The organism is Neobacillus sp. MER 74, from assembly GCF_023714155.1.
Map to the genome: position 1 here is coordinate 153,882 of NZ_JAMAUV010000011.1, position 16,262 is coordinate 170,143.

Annotated in this window: 15 protein-coding genes; 12 read left to right on the plus strand and 3 right to left on the minus strand. The window is 37.7% G+C overall.

Translation table 11 applies throughout. The features are described 5' to 3' along the window. Positions 1–20: 20 nt before the first annotated feature. From uxaC to M3610_RS18350, 3 genes are all read right to left on the minus strand, one after another. Positions 21–3,005 carry a glucuronate isomerase gene (uxaC, locus tag M3610_RS28350; RefSeq protein WP_311315836.1) on the minus strand — a complete coding sequence of 995 codons (2,985 nt, stop codon included), beginning with the start codon at positions 3,003–3,005 and terminating at the stop codon, positions 21–23. Between the two features lie 126 nt (positions 3,006–3,131). Beyond that, positions 3,132–4,232, minus strand: a complete 1,101-nt coding sequence (uxuA, locus tag M3610_RS18345) for a mannonate dehydratase (protein WP_251461268.1) — start codon at positions 4,230–4,232, stop codon at positions 3,132–3,134. A gap of 54 nt (positions 4,233–4,286) precedes the next feature. Continuing rightward, positions 4,287–4,979 (minus strand): GntR family transcriptional regulator, encoded by a 693-nt coding sequence (locus M3610_RS18350; protein WP_098573919.1) that lies wholly within the window; start codon positions 4,977–4,979, stop codon positions 4,287–4,289. Between the two features lie 614 nt (positions 4,980–5,593). Between M3610_RS18350 and M3610_RS18355 the strand changes: the two genes are divergently transcribed. From M3610_RS18355 to M3610_RS18410, 12 genes are all read left to right on the plus strand, one after another. After that, positions 5,594–7,216 (plus strand): ABC1 kinase family protein, encoded by a 1,623-nt coding sequence (locus tag M3610_RS18355; RefSeq protein WP_251461270.1) that lies wholly within the window; start codon positions 5,594–5,596, stop codon positions 7,214–7,216. A 261-nt stretch (positions 7,217–7,477) separates the two neighbouring features. Beyond that, entirely contained in the window at positions 7,478–8,566 is a 1,089-nt protein-coding gene (locus M3610_RS18360) for a helix-turn-helix domain-containing protein (protein ID WP_251461272.1), read from the plus strand. Positions 8,567–8,878: 312 nt separating this feature from the next. Next, the gene (locus M3610_RS18370; RefSeq protein ID WP_061810984.1) at positions 8,879–10,213 is read left to right on the plus strand and encodes a 6-phospho-alpha-glucosidase; all 1,335 of its coding nucleotides are present in this window, start codon (positions 8,879–8,881) and stop codon (positions 10,211–10,213) included. 86 nt (positions 10,214–10,299) lie between these two features. Next, the gene (locus M3610_RS18375) at positions 10,300–11,070 is read left to right on the plus strand and encodes a MurR/RpiR family transcriptional regulator (RefSeq protein WP_251461274.1); all 771 of its coding nucleotides are present in this window, start codon (positions 10,300–10,302) and stop codon (positions 11,068–11,070) included. A gap of 15 nt (positions 11,071–11,085) precedes the next feature. Then, positions 11,086–11,577, plus strand: a complete 492-nt coding sequence (locus M3610_RS18380) for a PTS sugar transporter subunit IIA (RefSeq protein ID WP_061810986.1) — start codon at positions 11,086–11,088, stop codon at positions 11,575–11,577. 454 nt (positions 11,578–12,031) lie between these two features. After that, complete coding sequence (locus M3610_RS18385; protein ID WP_251461276.1) at positions 12,032–12,370, plus strand: L,D-transpeptidase; 339 nt, start codon at positions 12,032–12,034, stop codon at positions 12,368–12,370. Positions 12,371–12,832: 462 nt separating this feature from the next. Continuing rightward, positions 12,833–13,060, plus strand: a complete 228-nt coding sequence (locus tag M3610_RS18390; protein WP_251461277.1) for a hypothetical protein — start codon at positions 12,833–12,835, stop codon at positions 13,058–13,060. Positions 13,061–13,090: 30 nt separating this feature from the next. After that, a complete protein-coding gene (locus M3610_RS28665; RefSeq protein ID WP_483870112.1) occupies positions 13,091–13,279 on the plus strand; it encodes an Imm26 family immunity protein in 189 nt (62 codons plus the stop codon). Further along, complete coding sequence (locus M3610_RS18395) at positions 13,257–13,499, plus strand: hypothetical protein (protein ID WP_251461278.1); 243 nt, start codon at positions 13,257–13,259, stop codon at positions 13,497–13,499. The genes M3610_RS28665 and M3610_RS18395 overlap by 23 nt, the downstream gene beginning before the upstream one ends. Positions 13,500–14,069: 570 nt before the next feature. Next, positions 14,070–14,540 carry a GNAT family N-acetyltransferase gene (locus M3610_RS18400; protein ID WP_251461279.1) on the plus strand — a complete coding sequence of 157 codons (471 nt, stop codon included), beginning with the start codon at positions 14,070–14,072 and terminating at the stop codon, positions 14,538–14,540. Between the two features lie 140 nt (positions 14,541–14,680). Continuing rightward, positions 14,681–15,040, plus strand: a complete 360-nt coding sequence (locus M3610_RS18405) for a hypothetical protein (RefSeq protein WP_251461280.1) — start codon at positions 14,681–14,683, stop codon at positions 15,038–15,040. A 626-nt stretch (positions 15,041–15,666) separates the two neighbouring features. Beyond that, positions 15,667–16,077: a hypothetical protein gene (locus M3610_RS18410; protein WP_251461281.1), complete on the plus strand. Its 411-nt coding sequence runs from the start codon at positions 15,667–15,669 to the stop codon at positions 16,075–16,077. Positions 16,078–16,262: the final 185 nt, after the last annotated feature.

Consider the following 16,262-nt stretch of genomic DNA (forward strand, 5'->3'; position numbering starts at 1 on the left):
GGTTCCTCCTTCAAACTTCATTACGCCAACGGCACTTTTACAGACTTAAGTTGAAAATTAAAATATTCCAGTGCGTTGTTATAGGAGATATCCTGGACAAATTGCCCTAACCATTCTAAATCATTGGGGTATTCTCCATTTTCAACCCAATTACCGACGATATTACAAAGGATTCTTCTAAAGTATTCATGGCGGCTGTATGATAAAAAGCTGCGCGAATCGGTCAACATGCCGATAAATCGGGATAGTAAACCAAGATTCCCAAGGATTTTCATTTGAGCAACCATGCCATCCATATGATCGTTAAACCACCAGGCTGAACCAAACTGTACTTTAGATGGGATTCCGCCTTCTTGGAAATTACCAGCCATCGCGGCCAGCACTTCATTATCTTTCGGATTCAAGCCATAGAGAATCGTTTTTGGAAGCTGCTGATCTTGATCAAGCTCATCCAACAATCGCGAGAGAGGAACAGCAATGGGCTCATCCCGGAAAGAGTCGACACCGACATTCGGCCCTATCGCACGGAACAGACGAGTGTTGGCACTTCTCAATGCTCCAATATGGTATTGCATGACCCAGCCGCGCTTGTGATAAGCCATACCAAGACTTACAAGTAACTGCGTTAGAAATTGATTATTTTCCTTCAATGAGATCGGCTCGTTATTCAAAGCCTTTTGCACAATGGCATCGAGTTCTTGTTCCGTTGCTGTTTCATAGACAACGGTCTCGATACTGTGATCGGATAATTTACAGCCCATTTCCGCAAAATAATCCATTCGACTTTCTAACGCATTGATTAGCTGGGTGAAATCAGTAATCTCAATCCCAGTCAATTTTCCTAGCTTGCCCACATAATCCGCCCATGGCTGCGTCTGTTGAATCGCCATGACAACGTCCGGTCGAAATGCCGGCAAAACCGTGGTTGAGAAATCCCTATCCGCTTGTAGTAATTTATGATTCCGCAAATCATCAATTGGATCGTCGGTTGTCCCGATTAACGCCACATTTGATTGCTCGATTAAACTTCTTGCTGAGAAATTTGGGCTCTGGATCTTCTCATTACAGGTTTCCCAAATTTCTTTGGCCGTCGACCCTTTTAAGACGGTATCGACATTAAAATATTGTTTCAACTCCAAATGAGCCCAATGATAGAGCGGGTTTCCCATCAATTTTTCAACGGTTTCAGCCCATTTGAAAAATTTTTCGTAATCCTCCGCTTCACCCGTAATGTAATATTCTTCCACTCCATTGGCTCTCATCGCCCGCCATTTATAATGGTCGCCGCCCAGCCATAATTCGGTGATATTTTTATATCTTTTATTTTCATAGATTTCGCTTGGATCTAAGTGACAATGATAATCATAGATTGGCATTTTAGCAGCAAAGTCATGATAGAGCACTTTTGCTGTTTCTGATTGAAGCAAGAAATCTTTGTCCATAAATGCTTTCATTTGATTCGCCCCTCTTCTTAATTCGCTTGTACGAGGATAGTCAGCTGGTGTGCGGCCGCCCCATAGCTTTTCATATTTATAACCTGTAAGTGCTTCGACCACTTCTTTTGTTTTTGGAGTAACCTTGTCTTTGCTGCCGTTGTTTTTCAAGCGGTTGATTTCATCTACAAGAATACCATGTGTTTCTTTATTTAATTTAAATGTGAAAGCTGTAATTAATGCAACAAGAAGTAGTCCAACCACCCCAATTAGCATGATACCTAAGATCGTATGAACCGCACCTTCTGGTTGGGTTGTTGCTTTTTGAACAAAACCTCCAGCCTCCAAGATGGCCCCAACTAAGAAAGTCGCAAGTGCGACAGAAGACTTTCTAAAGAAGGTCATAACAGAAGCAAAGATCCCTTCGCGGCGTTGTTTCGTAATCATTTCGTCTACATCAGGAATAAATGGGAATACGTTCCAAGGTACAAACTCTAACATACTTCTTCCAATTTGATAGACAAAGGAAATAATTCCTAACGTAATAATTAAGTTGCTTGGATGGAAGTAATAGACTGCCCCATATCCAAATACACAAAGGATCATTGTTGAATAAGAAATTTTTGCTAAATTAGCTGGACCAATCTTGATCATTAAAAATCCATAAATAATCGCGCCAGGAAGTCCGATAATACTAAAGGAAAGTAAATTGGCCGCAACTTCTGACGTACTATGCAATGCATAAACACAGTAGAAAACAAACACAGCGTTAAAGGCATCTTTAGCGGTCATCGAGCAAATATAGATCAGTAAATGTTTGCGGAAACTTTTTACTTTAAACGTAGAAGCAAAATCAACAATCGTTTTGGAAACAACTTTTACATTTTCAGCAAAGCTCTTCTTCTCTTTCTTTTGTGTCGCAAATTGCGCCATCTCTTCTGGAAAAACCTCTCTTTCCCATGTGGAGCGGAAAGAAATATAGATACAAACAGCAAAGATGACAGCAAATAGGGCACCGTTAACCAAGAATGCCATCGGATTATCTTGTCCTAATACTCCAAATAGTTGTCCTGGGATGAAGGTGGCCAAAAATGTACCTGTACCTGATATAAACATTCTTGCTGTTGATAATTTTGTTCTCTTATTAAAATCTGTTGTCATTTCTGAAGGCAGTGTTTCCCAGGGGATTAAGATCATAGCTGCGATGATTTCAAAAGCTAAAAACGTCAGAAGGTAATAAAAATAGTTCATGCCTGTTACCCAAAGTAATACGTATACAAGCATTAACGGGGAGCCCAACAGTAAGAAAAATCTGCGCCTTCCATATTTTCTACCCAATTTAAATTTAAAAAAGTTATCCGAAAAGCTTCCCATGAACAAACTGACGACGGCATCCACGATCCGGGCGATCGCGATAATGGATGCCGCTTGAACCGGTGACAAGCCAGCAAACGTGGTGAAGAAGAATAGCAGCCAAGCCCCAATAATGGTAAAGGCTCCTCCACCCATCATATCGGTTAAACCAAAGCCAATACTGGTTTTTAGCGAAATTTCCTTATTCTTTCTAGGCATGATAACGCCTCCCTATAATTATGAGATTTATAAAACAGAACCAGGTAAAACGCTTTCATTAGCAATATAAGAAAAGGAAAAATTTCGGTCATATTTCCTTCCTTACTTCTTGATAGACTACGAAGCTTAAACCGTTTGCATTGTTTTCTTAGGAGCTGCCCCATTTTTCAATAATACATTTGTATCCCAAGCACCTTGTAAATACATGGCGCCTAACGCACGATCATATAAGCCATATCCTGGTCTGCATACTTCATCCCAAATATGTCTGCCATGGTCGGGGCGAATATACCCATCAAATCCATTTTCATGGAGGGCATTTATGATGCCTGTAATCGGTAAGGAACCATCTTCAACGCGGTGAGCGGATTCAATAAAACTGCCATCCTCAAAATGTTTTACATTGCGAATATGGGCAAAAGCGATCCGATCGGCGAAGGAGTTGACAATATCCACCAAATCATTCGCAAGATTTCCGCCTAATGAACCAGAGCAGAAAGTTAACCCATTGGCTGGACTATCCACTGCACGTAACAGCCGCCCAATATCCTCTTTGTTTTTGACAATCCGCGGTAAACCAAAGATAGAGAATGGCGGATCATCCGGATGAATGGCCATCTTAATTCCACATTCTTCTGCCACCGGACATACTTCCTTCAAGAAGTAAGTTAAGTTTTCTAATAAATCCACTTCAGTAATATCCTTATATAAATCAAAGAGACGCTGTAAATCTGTTAATCTTTCAGGCTCCCAACCTGGAAGGGTGAAGTCTTTTTGGTTTTCTTCCATATTCTTTACGACTTGTTCTGGTGTTAATGCGAGAACTTTTTGGGCATCGAAGAATAAGGCGGTGCTTCCATCTTCCATCTCTTTAAATAAGTCGGTCCGGAACCAATCAAAGACTGGCATAAAGTTATAGCATACGACCTTCACGCCGAATTGGCTTAAATTTTTCAGGGTTTGTTTATACGTCTGAATATAGTGGTCTCTTGTAGGCAAACCAAGTTTAATATCTTCATGAATATTAACACTCTCAACCACTTCGGTATTTAATTCGTACTCTTTTGCTTGCTTTACTACTTCTTCAATTCTTTCAACCGGCCAAACCTCTCCGACGGGCACATCATGCAGCGCCCAAACGACCCCTTTGATTCCTGGAATCTGGCGGATTTGTTTTAACGTAATGGAGTCATTGCCCTCTCCGTACCAACGAAATGTCATTTGCATGTTGTTCTCTCCCTTGTGAGCGCTTTCCCGCTTCTCAAAAAATAAATATGCTCTCTATTCTTGTGTATAAAAATATTCTGGAAATGCTTGAAGTAAAATGTCTTTCTCCGATAACATCAGTCGCAAATGTTCCTTCATAAGCGCTTCTGCTTTTTCTTTATTTTTTTCTGAAATGGCTTGATAAATTTCTTTGTGATGCGCCAGTAATAAATCCCAGTCCAAATTTTTTGTATCAATGATTCGTAACATTCTAAACCGATTGAGATGACCGGCCATGTTTTGAATCATTCGCCAGGTGCGTTCTTTTCCACAAGCGATAAATAGCTCCTTATGGAAATTCTCATCCAAATTGGTGAATTTTTCGATTTGTTGTTTCTCTATATGATTACTTACAAGATGCTCTTGCATTTTCAAGTTGACTTCTAAATTAAAAGCAGATTCTTCCGAAACGTGTTCACAGCATAATCCGACAATATTTGTCTCAATGACCTCGCGAACAAATCGTGCCTCTTCGGCAAGCTCCAAATTAATTAGCGAGACGAAGGTACCGCTTTGCGGGATGATGGTTAACAATTCTTCCTGGGCTAATTTTAAAAAGGCTTCTCTGATCGGCGTCCGACTGACATTCAATCGGTCCGACATCGTCTTTTCAGAGATTTTTGTACCAGGAATTAATTTTAATCTTAATATTTCTGCTTTTATTTCTTCATACGCAAATTCTTTTGCATTTACGGTGTTGTTTACCATTCGTTATCCTCTTCTCTTTTCTATACTGCACATAGTATATCAAATGAGAATTATAAGATGTACCTCCTTTTCAGGTATTACAGACATATTAATATACTAATATGGTAGTTATGAGCTCATTATAAAGCGCTCTCCATTTTTTTGCAAGCGTTTTCTGTAGTTATTCATTGGAGCGGCAACTTTTGCAAATGATTTAGATTGGCAGATATCATTTATTTAGTGAGGTGCGGTGCGGTGCGGTCCGGCGCGGCCCTATTCGTTACCGTTTACCACCTTTTATGACTTGGGCGGGCATAATTATCGGCTATTCGTTACCGTCTACTACCTTTTATGACTTGAACAGGCACAATTATCAGCTATTCGTTACCGTCTACCACCTTTTTTAACTTGGACGGGCACAATTAACTCTTATTGGTTAACAATTAGAATCTATTATTCATAAATTCTCCTCCAAATTTTAGTCACAAGAATATTCTACGGTGATGACAAAATGTTAAAATAAAATAGAAGAAATTTACATCACACTATTATGAGTGACCACACTAGTACTGAAACTTACCATCTATCAATATCGTTATAAACGGTGAAACTTTAAAGGGATTGTGGGGATTCGGATGAAGACGAAAAATAAACTAGTGCGGATGTCGAAGGTCCTTTCTCTGACCTTTAGCATCTTCCTGCAAATTTATTGGTATAAGATTCGCCGTAAACCGAAAGCGGAGTGGGAAAAACTCTGGGGGACCATCGGAGAACGGTTTCGCCAGACTCTATTTGATTTAGAAGGCTTGCTCATCAAACTGGGACAAATCCTCAGCACGCGTGCCGATTTGCTGCCACCTGCCTTTATCAGTCAAATCGAAGACATGACAGATAAAGTCCCCCCTTCGGATTGGAGCGAGATTCAGGAAATATTAGAAAAAGAATGGGGACACTTGTATCAGCAACATTTTCAATCAATAGAAGAAACAGCGATTGCTTCGGCATCAATTGGAGAAGTGTATAAGGGCATGCTCCACGATGGAACGGAAGTCGCCATTAAAGTGAAACGCCCGTATATTGATTCCATTGTTGACACTGACTTTCGTATATTAAGTATTGTCATGTGGTTTGTGAACCACCTAGTCCCTCTTCCAAAGGGTTTTATGAATTTTAAAGTTCTTTTTAAAGAAGTAACGCAAGTGATTAAACGAGAACTGGATTATTCCCTGGAACTGAACACCATCCTGAGCTTTAAAGAGCGATTCAAGGAGATGGATATAGTCCATATTCCGTCAGTGTATGCCGAATTGAGTACCACAAATGTGCTGGTCATGGAGTGGGTCGAAGGATTACGGCTGACCAATAACGAGGCCATCGACCAATTACCCGTAAGTCGTCAGGAACTGGCGCAACGGCTGATGAAAGTATTCCTGCCACAATGGATGGAGCCCGGCCCCTTCCATGCCGACCCCCATCCCGGAAATGTTCTTGTCTCAAAGGAAGGGAAAATCATTTTACTAGACTTTGGAATGGTTGGAGAACTTTCCAAAAAGGATGCTGGTTACTTTCAAGGATTAATTGAAAGCTTTCTCGCTAAAAATTATCCGAAAGCTGTGGATTGCTTATTTCATTTAGGCGTGCTGCTTCCAGAAGCTGAATCCAGAACGATTGAACGGATATTGGCGGAATTCATCACCTTCCAGCCAGCTCAATTAAAAGAAATGGATCTTCTTGCTTTTAAGATGGAAATTAATGATATGATTCAAGCGCTCCCCATTCAAATTCCCACCAGATTTGTCTTTTTAGGCAGGTCGGTTGTTACGATTGAAGGAATTATCCGCAACTTAGCGCCAGAGGCAGAAATCTTAGAGTTAGGGAAACCCGTGTTTATGGATTGGTTAAACAAACAAGGCAATAATAAATGGCTGTTCGTCTGGCAATGGCTCCAATCACAGCCAATCTTCAAAATCTTTCACTCCGTAACCGAATTCCTGAATGCCCCGCAAAAATTGGAGCAGTTAAAGGAAGTCGAACAGCGCAGGCAATTCCAATTCACCATCTATGAAAACACGAAAAAGCAATTATTCCAGTTAACCCTCTTCGGGATGACAGGCATAGCCGCCGGACTCTATACCTCATACGACCTCATCTGGCAGCTGTCCGCAGGAGTCGCGGCGGTCTCGCTTACAGGGTATATCGTTTGCAGTTATAAATTGAAGAAATGGATGAAATATATGCATGAGAAACGGAGAAGCTAGATGCCAAGGGGACGGTTCTGAAGAGAACGGTCCCCTTTTTTTCGGAAGCCCCCGAATACCAGCCCATCACCACCTCGCATCGTCTCATAGTAAAAAAATAAAAAACTAGTAAATTTGTAAATTCCTTTCTCTTTTTTTGCATAAACCATAACCCAACGACTCCAATGGTATTTTCGCATCCCTTAGCCTATTTCAATTAGCCCAAGGATAAATATAATAATAGAGAGCAAGACTTCGATGATAGGAGAGTGGGTTCGTTTTATGTCAATTGGAAAAGTGATTTATTATCATCGCAGGAAGCAGAATAAGACGCAGGAACAGCTTTGCCAAGGCATTTGCTCGGTGACGCACTTAAGTAAAATTGAAAACAATGCCAAAGACGCCAATCCGAAAACCCTGCAAATGTTATGTGACCGGTTGCAGATTTCACTAGAAGATGAGAGCAAAAAAAGCCAGAAATTGAGGCAGAAGCTGGATTTATTTTACGAGACGATGGAAAGGCACCACCAAGAGAAAGCAACCATTCTATATAAAGAATTACTGCAAGAAAAAGAATATATCCAATGTACAGACATGATTTATTTATATGAGTTGTATAGGCTGCGTTACTTTCTCCTATTGAATGATTTTGCAGCCTTTGAAAAGTCATCGGCAGGCATTCATCGCTATGTGTCAAAATTTTCTCCCTTTGAAGAGTATGTCTGGAATCTACTTCAGGGCATTTATTATGGAAAAGTGGAACAATTTCCACAAGCTTTCCTCTATCTTTCCCGTGTCGAAGAGCAGGCAGAGCAATATGAAACCAAGATTACAGAATACTATTATTTTCGAGCGGCCTTGCACGGACATTTATGCCACTATTCTTTATCAATTCATTATGCTTACAAGGCCCTGCGTGTTTTTCAAAATACCAACAACTTTTTGCGGATTGTTTATGTCAAAATGATTCTAGCCGTGAATTTCATCCATATCGGTGAATTTGAAAAAGGCAAAGAAATACTGGAGCAAATTTTAAATGATACGGACATCCTGCCGGATAAAGAAACAAAAGAGCTTTCTTTACATAATCTTGGTTTTTTGCATTATCGACAAGGGAAAATCGAAGAATCACTAGACTATTACTTTCAAGCGCTTCATCACAAAGAGAAAAACTCAGCTTCTTACTATATTACCATTTCCTCTCTGGCAGAGGCTTTGATTGCGGATGGTCAAAACGAAAAAGCGATGGAAATATTAAAGGGGGCGTTAGAGTCAATTCACGATCAAAAATCCCCACGTTATATTGAGTTAAAAATCCTTTATTTGGAGGCAGCTGGTTCCCAAAAGGCACGAGATTACGTGTTACAGTAAAAGATCCTGAAAAACTAGAAAGTGAACAAGTTTTTAGAAAACATGGAGCACATGGCTTAGTTCGGAATAAACAAGCGATCCAAGTAATAGTTGGACTCTCAGTTGGTCAAGTTCGAGATAAAATAGAAGAAAAGATTAAAAGTGTTCGATAGTAAAATAGGATGTAAGAAGGTTAAAGAAATCTCCCAATGAGTGAAACCTTTCCCATCATCTTTCCAAACTATTACGATGAAGGAAAAATCGCAGTATACTAACCTTAAAGAAATATTTATACACTAAGACATAACAACAATAAGGAAAGAGGGACTAAAAATGAAAAAAAATTCTGTAGTAATTGCTGGTGGGGGAAGTACTTATACAGCTGGAATTGTAATGATGTTAATTGAAAATCAAGATAAATTTCCATTACGGAAATTAAAATTTTACGATAATAATAAAGAACGTCAAGATATCGTTGCGAAAGCATGTGAAATTATCATTAAGGAACGTGCTCCTAAAATTGAATTCATAGCAACAACAGATCCCGAGGAAGCTTTTACAGATGTTGATTTCGTAATGGCACATATTCGTGTCGGTGGTCTAAAAATGCGTGAACTAGATGAAAAAATTCCATTAAAATATGGGGCCGTTGGTCAAGAAACATGTGGACCTGGCGGCATGGCCTATGGTATGCGTTCAATTCCAGGAGTAATTGAATTAATTGATTATATGGAAAAGTATTCACCGAATGCCTGGATGTTAAACTACTCTAACCCAGCTTCGATTGTTGCAGAGGCAACACGTATCTTACGTCCTAACTCGAAAATCATTAATATTTGTGATATGCCAGTTGCCATTAAAAAATCAATGGCTGACATTTTAGGGTTGGAATCTGAGAATGATATTATTGAACGGTATTATGGACTAAACCATTTTGGTTGGTGGACTGAGCTTTATGATAAAGAAGGCAATGACTTAATGCCAAGATTGAAAGAACATGTAAAACAATGGGGTTATGGGGCTAAAAATGATGGGATTAATAATCCACTGCTAGCGGAATCCAGCTGGATGGATACATTTACTAAAGCTAAGGACGTATACGCTGTTGACCCGGATACACTACCAAATACGTATTTAAAATATTATTTATTCCCTGACTATGTAGTACAACATTCAAACCCAGAACATACACGGGCAAACGAAGTGATGGATCATCGTGAAAAGAATGTTTTTGCCGAATGTATACGAATTGCCGAAGCTGGCACCGCTGAAGGAACAAGTATTGAAGCCGGGGAACACGCGGAATTCATCGTTCGATTGGCAGGAGCGCTTGCATACAACACATATGAAAGAATGCTATTAATTGTTCCTAATAATGGGGCGATTGCAAACGTTGAACCAACTGCAATGGTTGAGATTCCATGTTTAGTAAGTAAAGCAGGTGTGGAACCACTATCTATTGGGACGATTCCTCAATTCCAAAAGGGATTGATTGAACAACAAGTATCAGTAGAAAAGTTAGTCGTTCAAGCTTATTTAGAAAAATCATATCAAAAACTTTGGCAGGCGCTAACATTGTCAAAGACAGTACCAAGTGCGAGTGTTGCAAAAGCAATTTTAGATGACCTTATCGAGGCAAACAAGGATTTTTGGCCGGAACTTTCTTAAGGAAAAAGGGTTTGCTAAACTAGTAGCGGGTATGAGGTGTTTTCATACCCTGTTGCCTGTTTTAATTAAGTTAGGAGGATCTCCTTGTGAATCTTGAAGAGTTAATTAATAAAAATTATGAGTATTTGAGTGATACTGATTTTACTATTGCTAAGTACGTTCTTGCTAATAAAGATAAAATTGGGAACATGGGTATTAATCAGTTAGCTAAAAATAGTTTAGCATCCAAATCATCTGTATTAAGATTTGCTCAAAAATTAGGTTTTAGTGGATATAGTGAATTTAAAAACTTTGTAAAATGGGAAAATGCCAGCCCAAATGAGGAACTTAAACCAAATGAATTGTTTGAACAAGTTCTTTATGATGTCAATAAAACGTTAGACTATTTAAATAGTGTGGACTTTGAACCTATTTATAAAGCAATTGATACTAGTGAAAATATTTATGTCATTTCAACAGGAATAGCCCAGAAAAATCAAGCTGCAGAACTGCAACGATTATTCCTACTTATTGGCAAACCCGTTCAAATTATTCCTGCAATGGCCCACGCAAATGAATATAGGCTTATAATTGAAAAGTTAACTTCTAAAGATTTAATTATTTTGTTTTCGCTATCCGGTGAAAATCCAAACTTACAAGGGTTACTTGATATTCCTGCAGTTAAGGGTGCAAAAATGATTTCCCTTACCAATTTTAAAAGTAATTGGTTGTCAGGACATGCTGATTTTAATTTATATGCTTCCAGTACGATGAATCCTATTCCGAAAAATTGGTGGGTACGATCTGCCTCTTCCTTTTTTATTGTGGTAGAAGCATTGGCATTTGGATATTTAGATTATATAAATAGTAAAAGATAGACATTGAGGTGTGAAATGATGTTTTTTAAGAAGAGTAAAAAAGAAAAAAATATATTCATCCATAGCCCTTTAAAGGGCGAGGTTATTCCATTAGGAAGTGTTCCAGATCCCGTTTTTTCCCAGAAAATGATGGGCGAAGGGCTAGCCTTTATTCCAACTAACGGCGAAGTTTTTTCTCCTGTAAATGGGAAGGTTACACAAGTGTTTCCTACTAAACATGCAATTGGAATGGTAACGGAAGATGGCCTTGAAATGCTATTACATTTAGGACTTGAAACAGTTGAATTAAAAGGTGAAGGATTTAATATCAAAATTAATGCTGGAGATATAGTTAGTGTTAATGACCACATTGGTACTTTTGATCTTTCCTATATTGAGGAGAAGGGAAAAGAAATTATTTCAGTCCTTGTTTTCCCGAATTTTGAAGAAAAAATCTCTGAAATGATTCCGTTAAAGTCAGATGAAGTTGAAAGTGGAACGGAAATTGCTCAATTGATTTTTAAATAACTCAAATTTCATACTTGAAAATCGATTTGTGATGGGGCTCTCAAAAATTTAAGACCCAGCCAAATTCGTAGCTTGAACTGATTTTAAAAAGCGAAACGGCCTCCATTCTTGGTAAGGAAGATTCTCATGCCATAGTTGTTATTTATTTTTGACAACCTAATTCTTAGATCAAAAAGTGAATTTATTAAGTAATAATTAGCCTGTATGATACTTCCTTCATTCAGGCTTTTATTACGTTCCACGGTTTTACGGCGCTTTCCATTTAGAAAAACAGTGGCGCAAAACTAAAAATGAAAGATCTAAAATAAATTGTTCTGCAGCCTAGAAGTCTTGTCATTCAGGATACTTATTTGTTTTGTTCAAAAACTCATACAATACTGTTCAATCAATTCCTGTTAATTAACAAAGTCTTGAGTTACTACATACATTATTTAAAAAAATGGAGTTGATCTTCGTGGCGAGATGGATTGACGTGTCAACATCAAAACACCGATTAAGATTGTATGACGGAAACAGACTGATAAAATCCTATCCGATAGCTACTGGCAAAATATTAACTGCTACACCGTTTGGTACTTACACCATAATAAATAAGCAGCCAAATCCTCCCAGACATGTTTTTGGGGTTTTATGGATGGGATTATCAAGACCTCATTATGGAATACATGGTACAAACAATCCATCATCAATAGGTAAAAGCGTTTCTCACGGTTGTATTAGAATGTTTAATCATGATGTTTTAGAATTATCATCTAGAGTTCCAATTGGTACCAGGGTCATCATTCATAAATAACTCTGTTAATCTCGCTTCTATACTGCATATTTTGTGTCTTATGCAACAACGGCCCAGTTCTTATTGCACTAAACTGGCCCGTTTGCGGAACAAAATTAAAAAGCGCCCTTTAATCAAAATGATTACATGTTAATATTTTACAGGCTAGATATATGTTACAAAACTCGTCCTTTTCGGAACACGCATTTTTGCATGAGGAAAAGGACATTTTTTATTACCATTCACGTCATAAAACCCTGTTCATTTTTCTATGTCTAGTAACCTATTAAAATCTATCTTATGTTACAATGAATTCAAAGTAAAAATAGAATAAGTATTGACGGTTCTAGACCATTTTCATTCTTTGTTGTGGTGAAGAGCCGATTTTTGCGCTTCATGGATGGCTAAAGGGGCAGTTTAGTGTAAGAAGGAATAATTCCTCTATGTGTTGAAATAGTTACTATTCAACAGGAGGAAAAGAATATGAGAAATTTATTAGGGTATTTTCTAATAGCACAGGCAATTATGACGGGAATAATTGTGTATTCAATATTTCAACTTTCCGATTCTATAAAAGCTTCTGCTGCTTATGTAGTCTCTAAAAATGGGCAATTGAGTTGGGGTATGGAATTTGGAATGCCGACATTTGCTTTATTTTTACTAATTGCAGTTGCTGGATTGGGTATATACTTGGTGGTAATGAAAAAATAAGCTTCTTAAGCAAGGGGTTGCGATTCTTCAATAACGAAGGATCGCTTTTTCCTCCCTGGACAGTTCTGGGCGATACCTTTATCGTCTGGGAAGTACGCCTGTGGAAGAGTGATAGAATTGATGCCTAAAGGAGAGATTGGGAGTAGGTCATCGTTTTTGGCAGGGTTAATGGAATGGGTTGGGGAAAATCCTCCTGTTGGAAGATTTGATTGGATGTAAAACCGTAGCACAAGGTTCGGTCAGTATTAAAACAATTCACGAAACAGGAATAAATGGGATGATATTAGGTTATCGTCCATTGGAATTAGACGGAATTGAAGCTGATTATTTTCGTTCTCAAGAAGCATTTGGCGGGTGTACTATTATGAAGAATTACGACCTATTACCAAAGAAGAATGGGGTAAATATAAAACATTTTCTACTTGGGGTTACGAAGTAATAAAAATATTAGCCGAGGATTACTTTGTAAACAAAAAATGAGAGATTACCAGTTCAAGAACTATACTATAATTTCAATAACTCAACCTAAATTAGATGGTTTTTATCAACAACGGGTAGCGATTCTTTAATAACGAGGGGTCGCTTTTTTCTTTTTGAAGTAACGGTAGCAGTTATATACAGTATGATTTTTGACCGTATTCATCGTAAATAACGAAACAAAAATAGCCATTTTCTAACTTTGATTACTTACTATCTTCAGTAAGTATTTATAGTTTTCAACGTTAACAAACATAGGACTTTATTTGGAGGGGTGGGTATGTTAGGCTTGGCTGCCTGATGAAACAACTGCTTCAGCCTTTCAAGACAAATCGTACCCACGGAGGCTCCAAGTCAAGTCCTTAAACGCTTATCTATAGATACATAGAAACAAAGATAATAGGTGCACCATTCCAAGGATTTATTGCTGATACTGTATATAAGCTCAAGTTAGTGAAACAAGGAAATTCGACTTGTCACGAGGAATATATTTTTGAAATAAAAATTGTAAACAAAGGTTGTGTGTTGATTAATGAGTAATAAGTTTAATTTTATTAAGGCTTCAATTGAAGATATCGATAAAATAGTTAGTTTACGGTTGGAACTCTTTAAAGAATTGGGCGAGGTTAAAAATCCTCATAAGGTAAACCTTTTAGAAACTTCAACAAGAGAGTATTTGCAAAAGGCACTTCCAGACAATGAGTTTATATCCTATATGGCAAAAGTTAATGGGGAAACAGTAAGCATTAGTGGAATGGTACTATTTAAAAGACCGCCATATTTAGAAAATCTTCAAGGAATTGAAGCCTATATCCTTAATATGTATACTGTCCCTGAGTTTCGTGGTAATGGGTTGGCGAGAAGATCGCTTGAATATTGCATAGATGAAGGTAAGAAAAGTGGCGTTAAAAGGATTTGGTTGCACGCTTCTAAGGATGGGAAACAGCTATACAAAAAAATGGGCTTTACTATGAAGGATAGTGAAATGGAACTGTTCCTCTAATATGTTTTTCTTGTATTCAACAAACGGGTGATATTCTTCAAGATAAAGATCACCTTTTTTCTTCTTGAGCTAACGTTAGTTCAACAAGAGAGTGATAAAATAACAGGTAAAGCTTCTTAATGAACAGGAGAATTAGAACTATGAAAAGAAAGAACGCAATGACACTAGAAGGGTTTGTTTTGGGTGCAGAGGGCGAAGGGATAGCAGCTACCCTTGGATTATCACCTGAACTATTTCAAATGATGATGGACGATGATAATGATGATTTTGACAAGGAATTTAAAAGAATTGAAAAAGAAAATCGTCAGTATATTTTGGATGAGAAAATAGAGAGAGCTCTAAGTAAAATGACTAAATTTGTTCGTGATAAAAATGAGAACCCTAAGAAGTATCCAGAATTTGATACCAATGATGATTGGGTTGTTATTTTCAAACGGGCTTTAAGTATTTCTGAAATGGAAATTCTTAAAGAGTTATTGGAAAAGGAAGGATTAAAATAAAAATACCCCAAGAAACCAACTTCGGTAAGATGTTTTATTTTGGAGAATATATGGATTTGTTTTGCTTTGCTTGTTGTACTACCGGGTGCATTACTTAAACAACGGTAATGCCCCTTTCTTCTTCAAGTAAAGTGGCTGTTATATATAGTATGAATTTCTACCGTAATCAACGTAAGTAATGATACTAAAATGACTGAATTTCTATCTTTGCTAACACATTATATAGAGGTATTTTTTATAGTATTCATCGTATTCAAAGATATGGAAATAGATATGTCCAGCAGGGGAAAGATACGACCTTGAAGTTTAGTGTGGAAGTGCACTCCTTCCAGACTAAACTTCAAGGTTAGTAAGCGAAAGCGCGGTAGGGATGAAAGATTGACTAGTTGCCTGATGAAGAGACTGCTTAATCACAGGATCTAATGTTACCCAAAGAGGGTTTAATTCAAGTCCTTAAATCCCGTAACTATGAATACATGTAAACAACGATAAAGGGTGCATTCCTTCAACATTTTTTAAGTTGATACTATATATAAGGAGGCATTACTTCAATAGGAATCTTAAGTTGGGAATAAATAAAATGAGGTGGAATATTTATTGTTGTGACAATTTATGGGGGTGTGGAATTGAAGATTGGTTTTTTTCGGAATCTCAACAAATTAGAAACTTACGCCACAAATAGAAGGCAAATTAAGTTTTACTTTTCCAGAGAAGAAGATATTGATGTTTTTTTTGGTCTAAATAGAAAGTTTGAATTTGATAGTCGTTGTCCACGCACGCCGCAACTCAACGGTACTGTTGTAGCTTCAGTTTCCTGTAATAGAGATAAGAAAATAAGTTTTAATTTTTATCCAATATCCCAAGACTTCTATCCCCAAAATGCGAATATGGAATTTCATAATGAGGTATTGCCTTCAATTAAGGAATGGATTCATAATCAAATCTCGAAACCAGAAACAGCAGTTTTAGGTGTAGAACAATGCATAATCGAGTGGGATAGAAAAACTCACTTATTACATCATCTCAAGTTCCTTTAAATTGAAATTTTATATTTCCTTATTGTGCTAACCGGGGCAATCGTTAAATAATAATCCAGGTAGTGTCAAAACTTCTATGAAAAAGTGACCTGAAGTTTTTTTCTTCTCTCTTTTTTGTAGTGGAGGTACCCGCAATCGCTCTTGACAAACACACCAATGGTTTGAGGTTCCTTTAACAAGGGCGA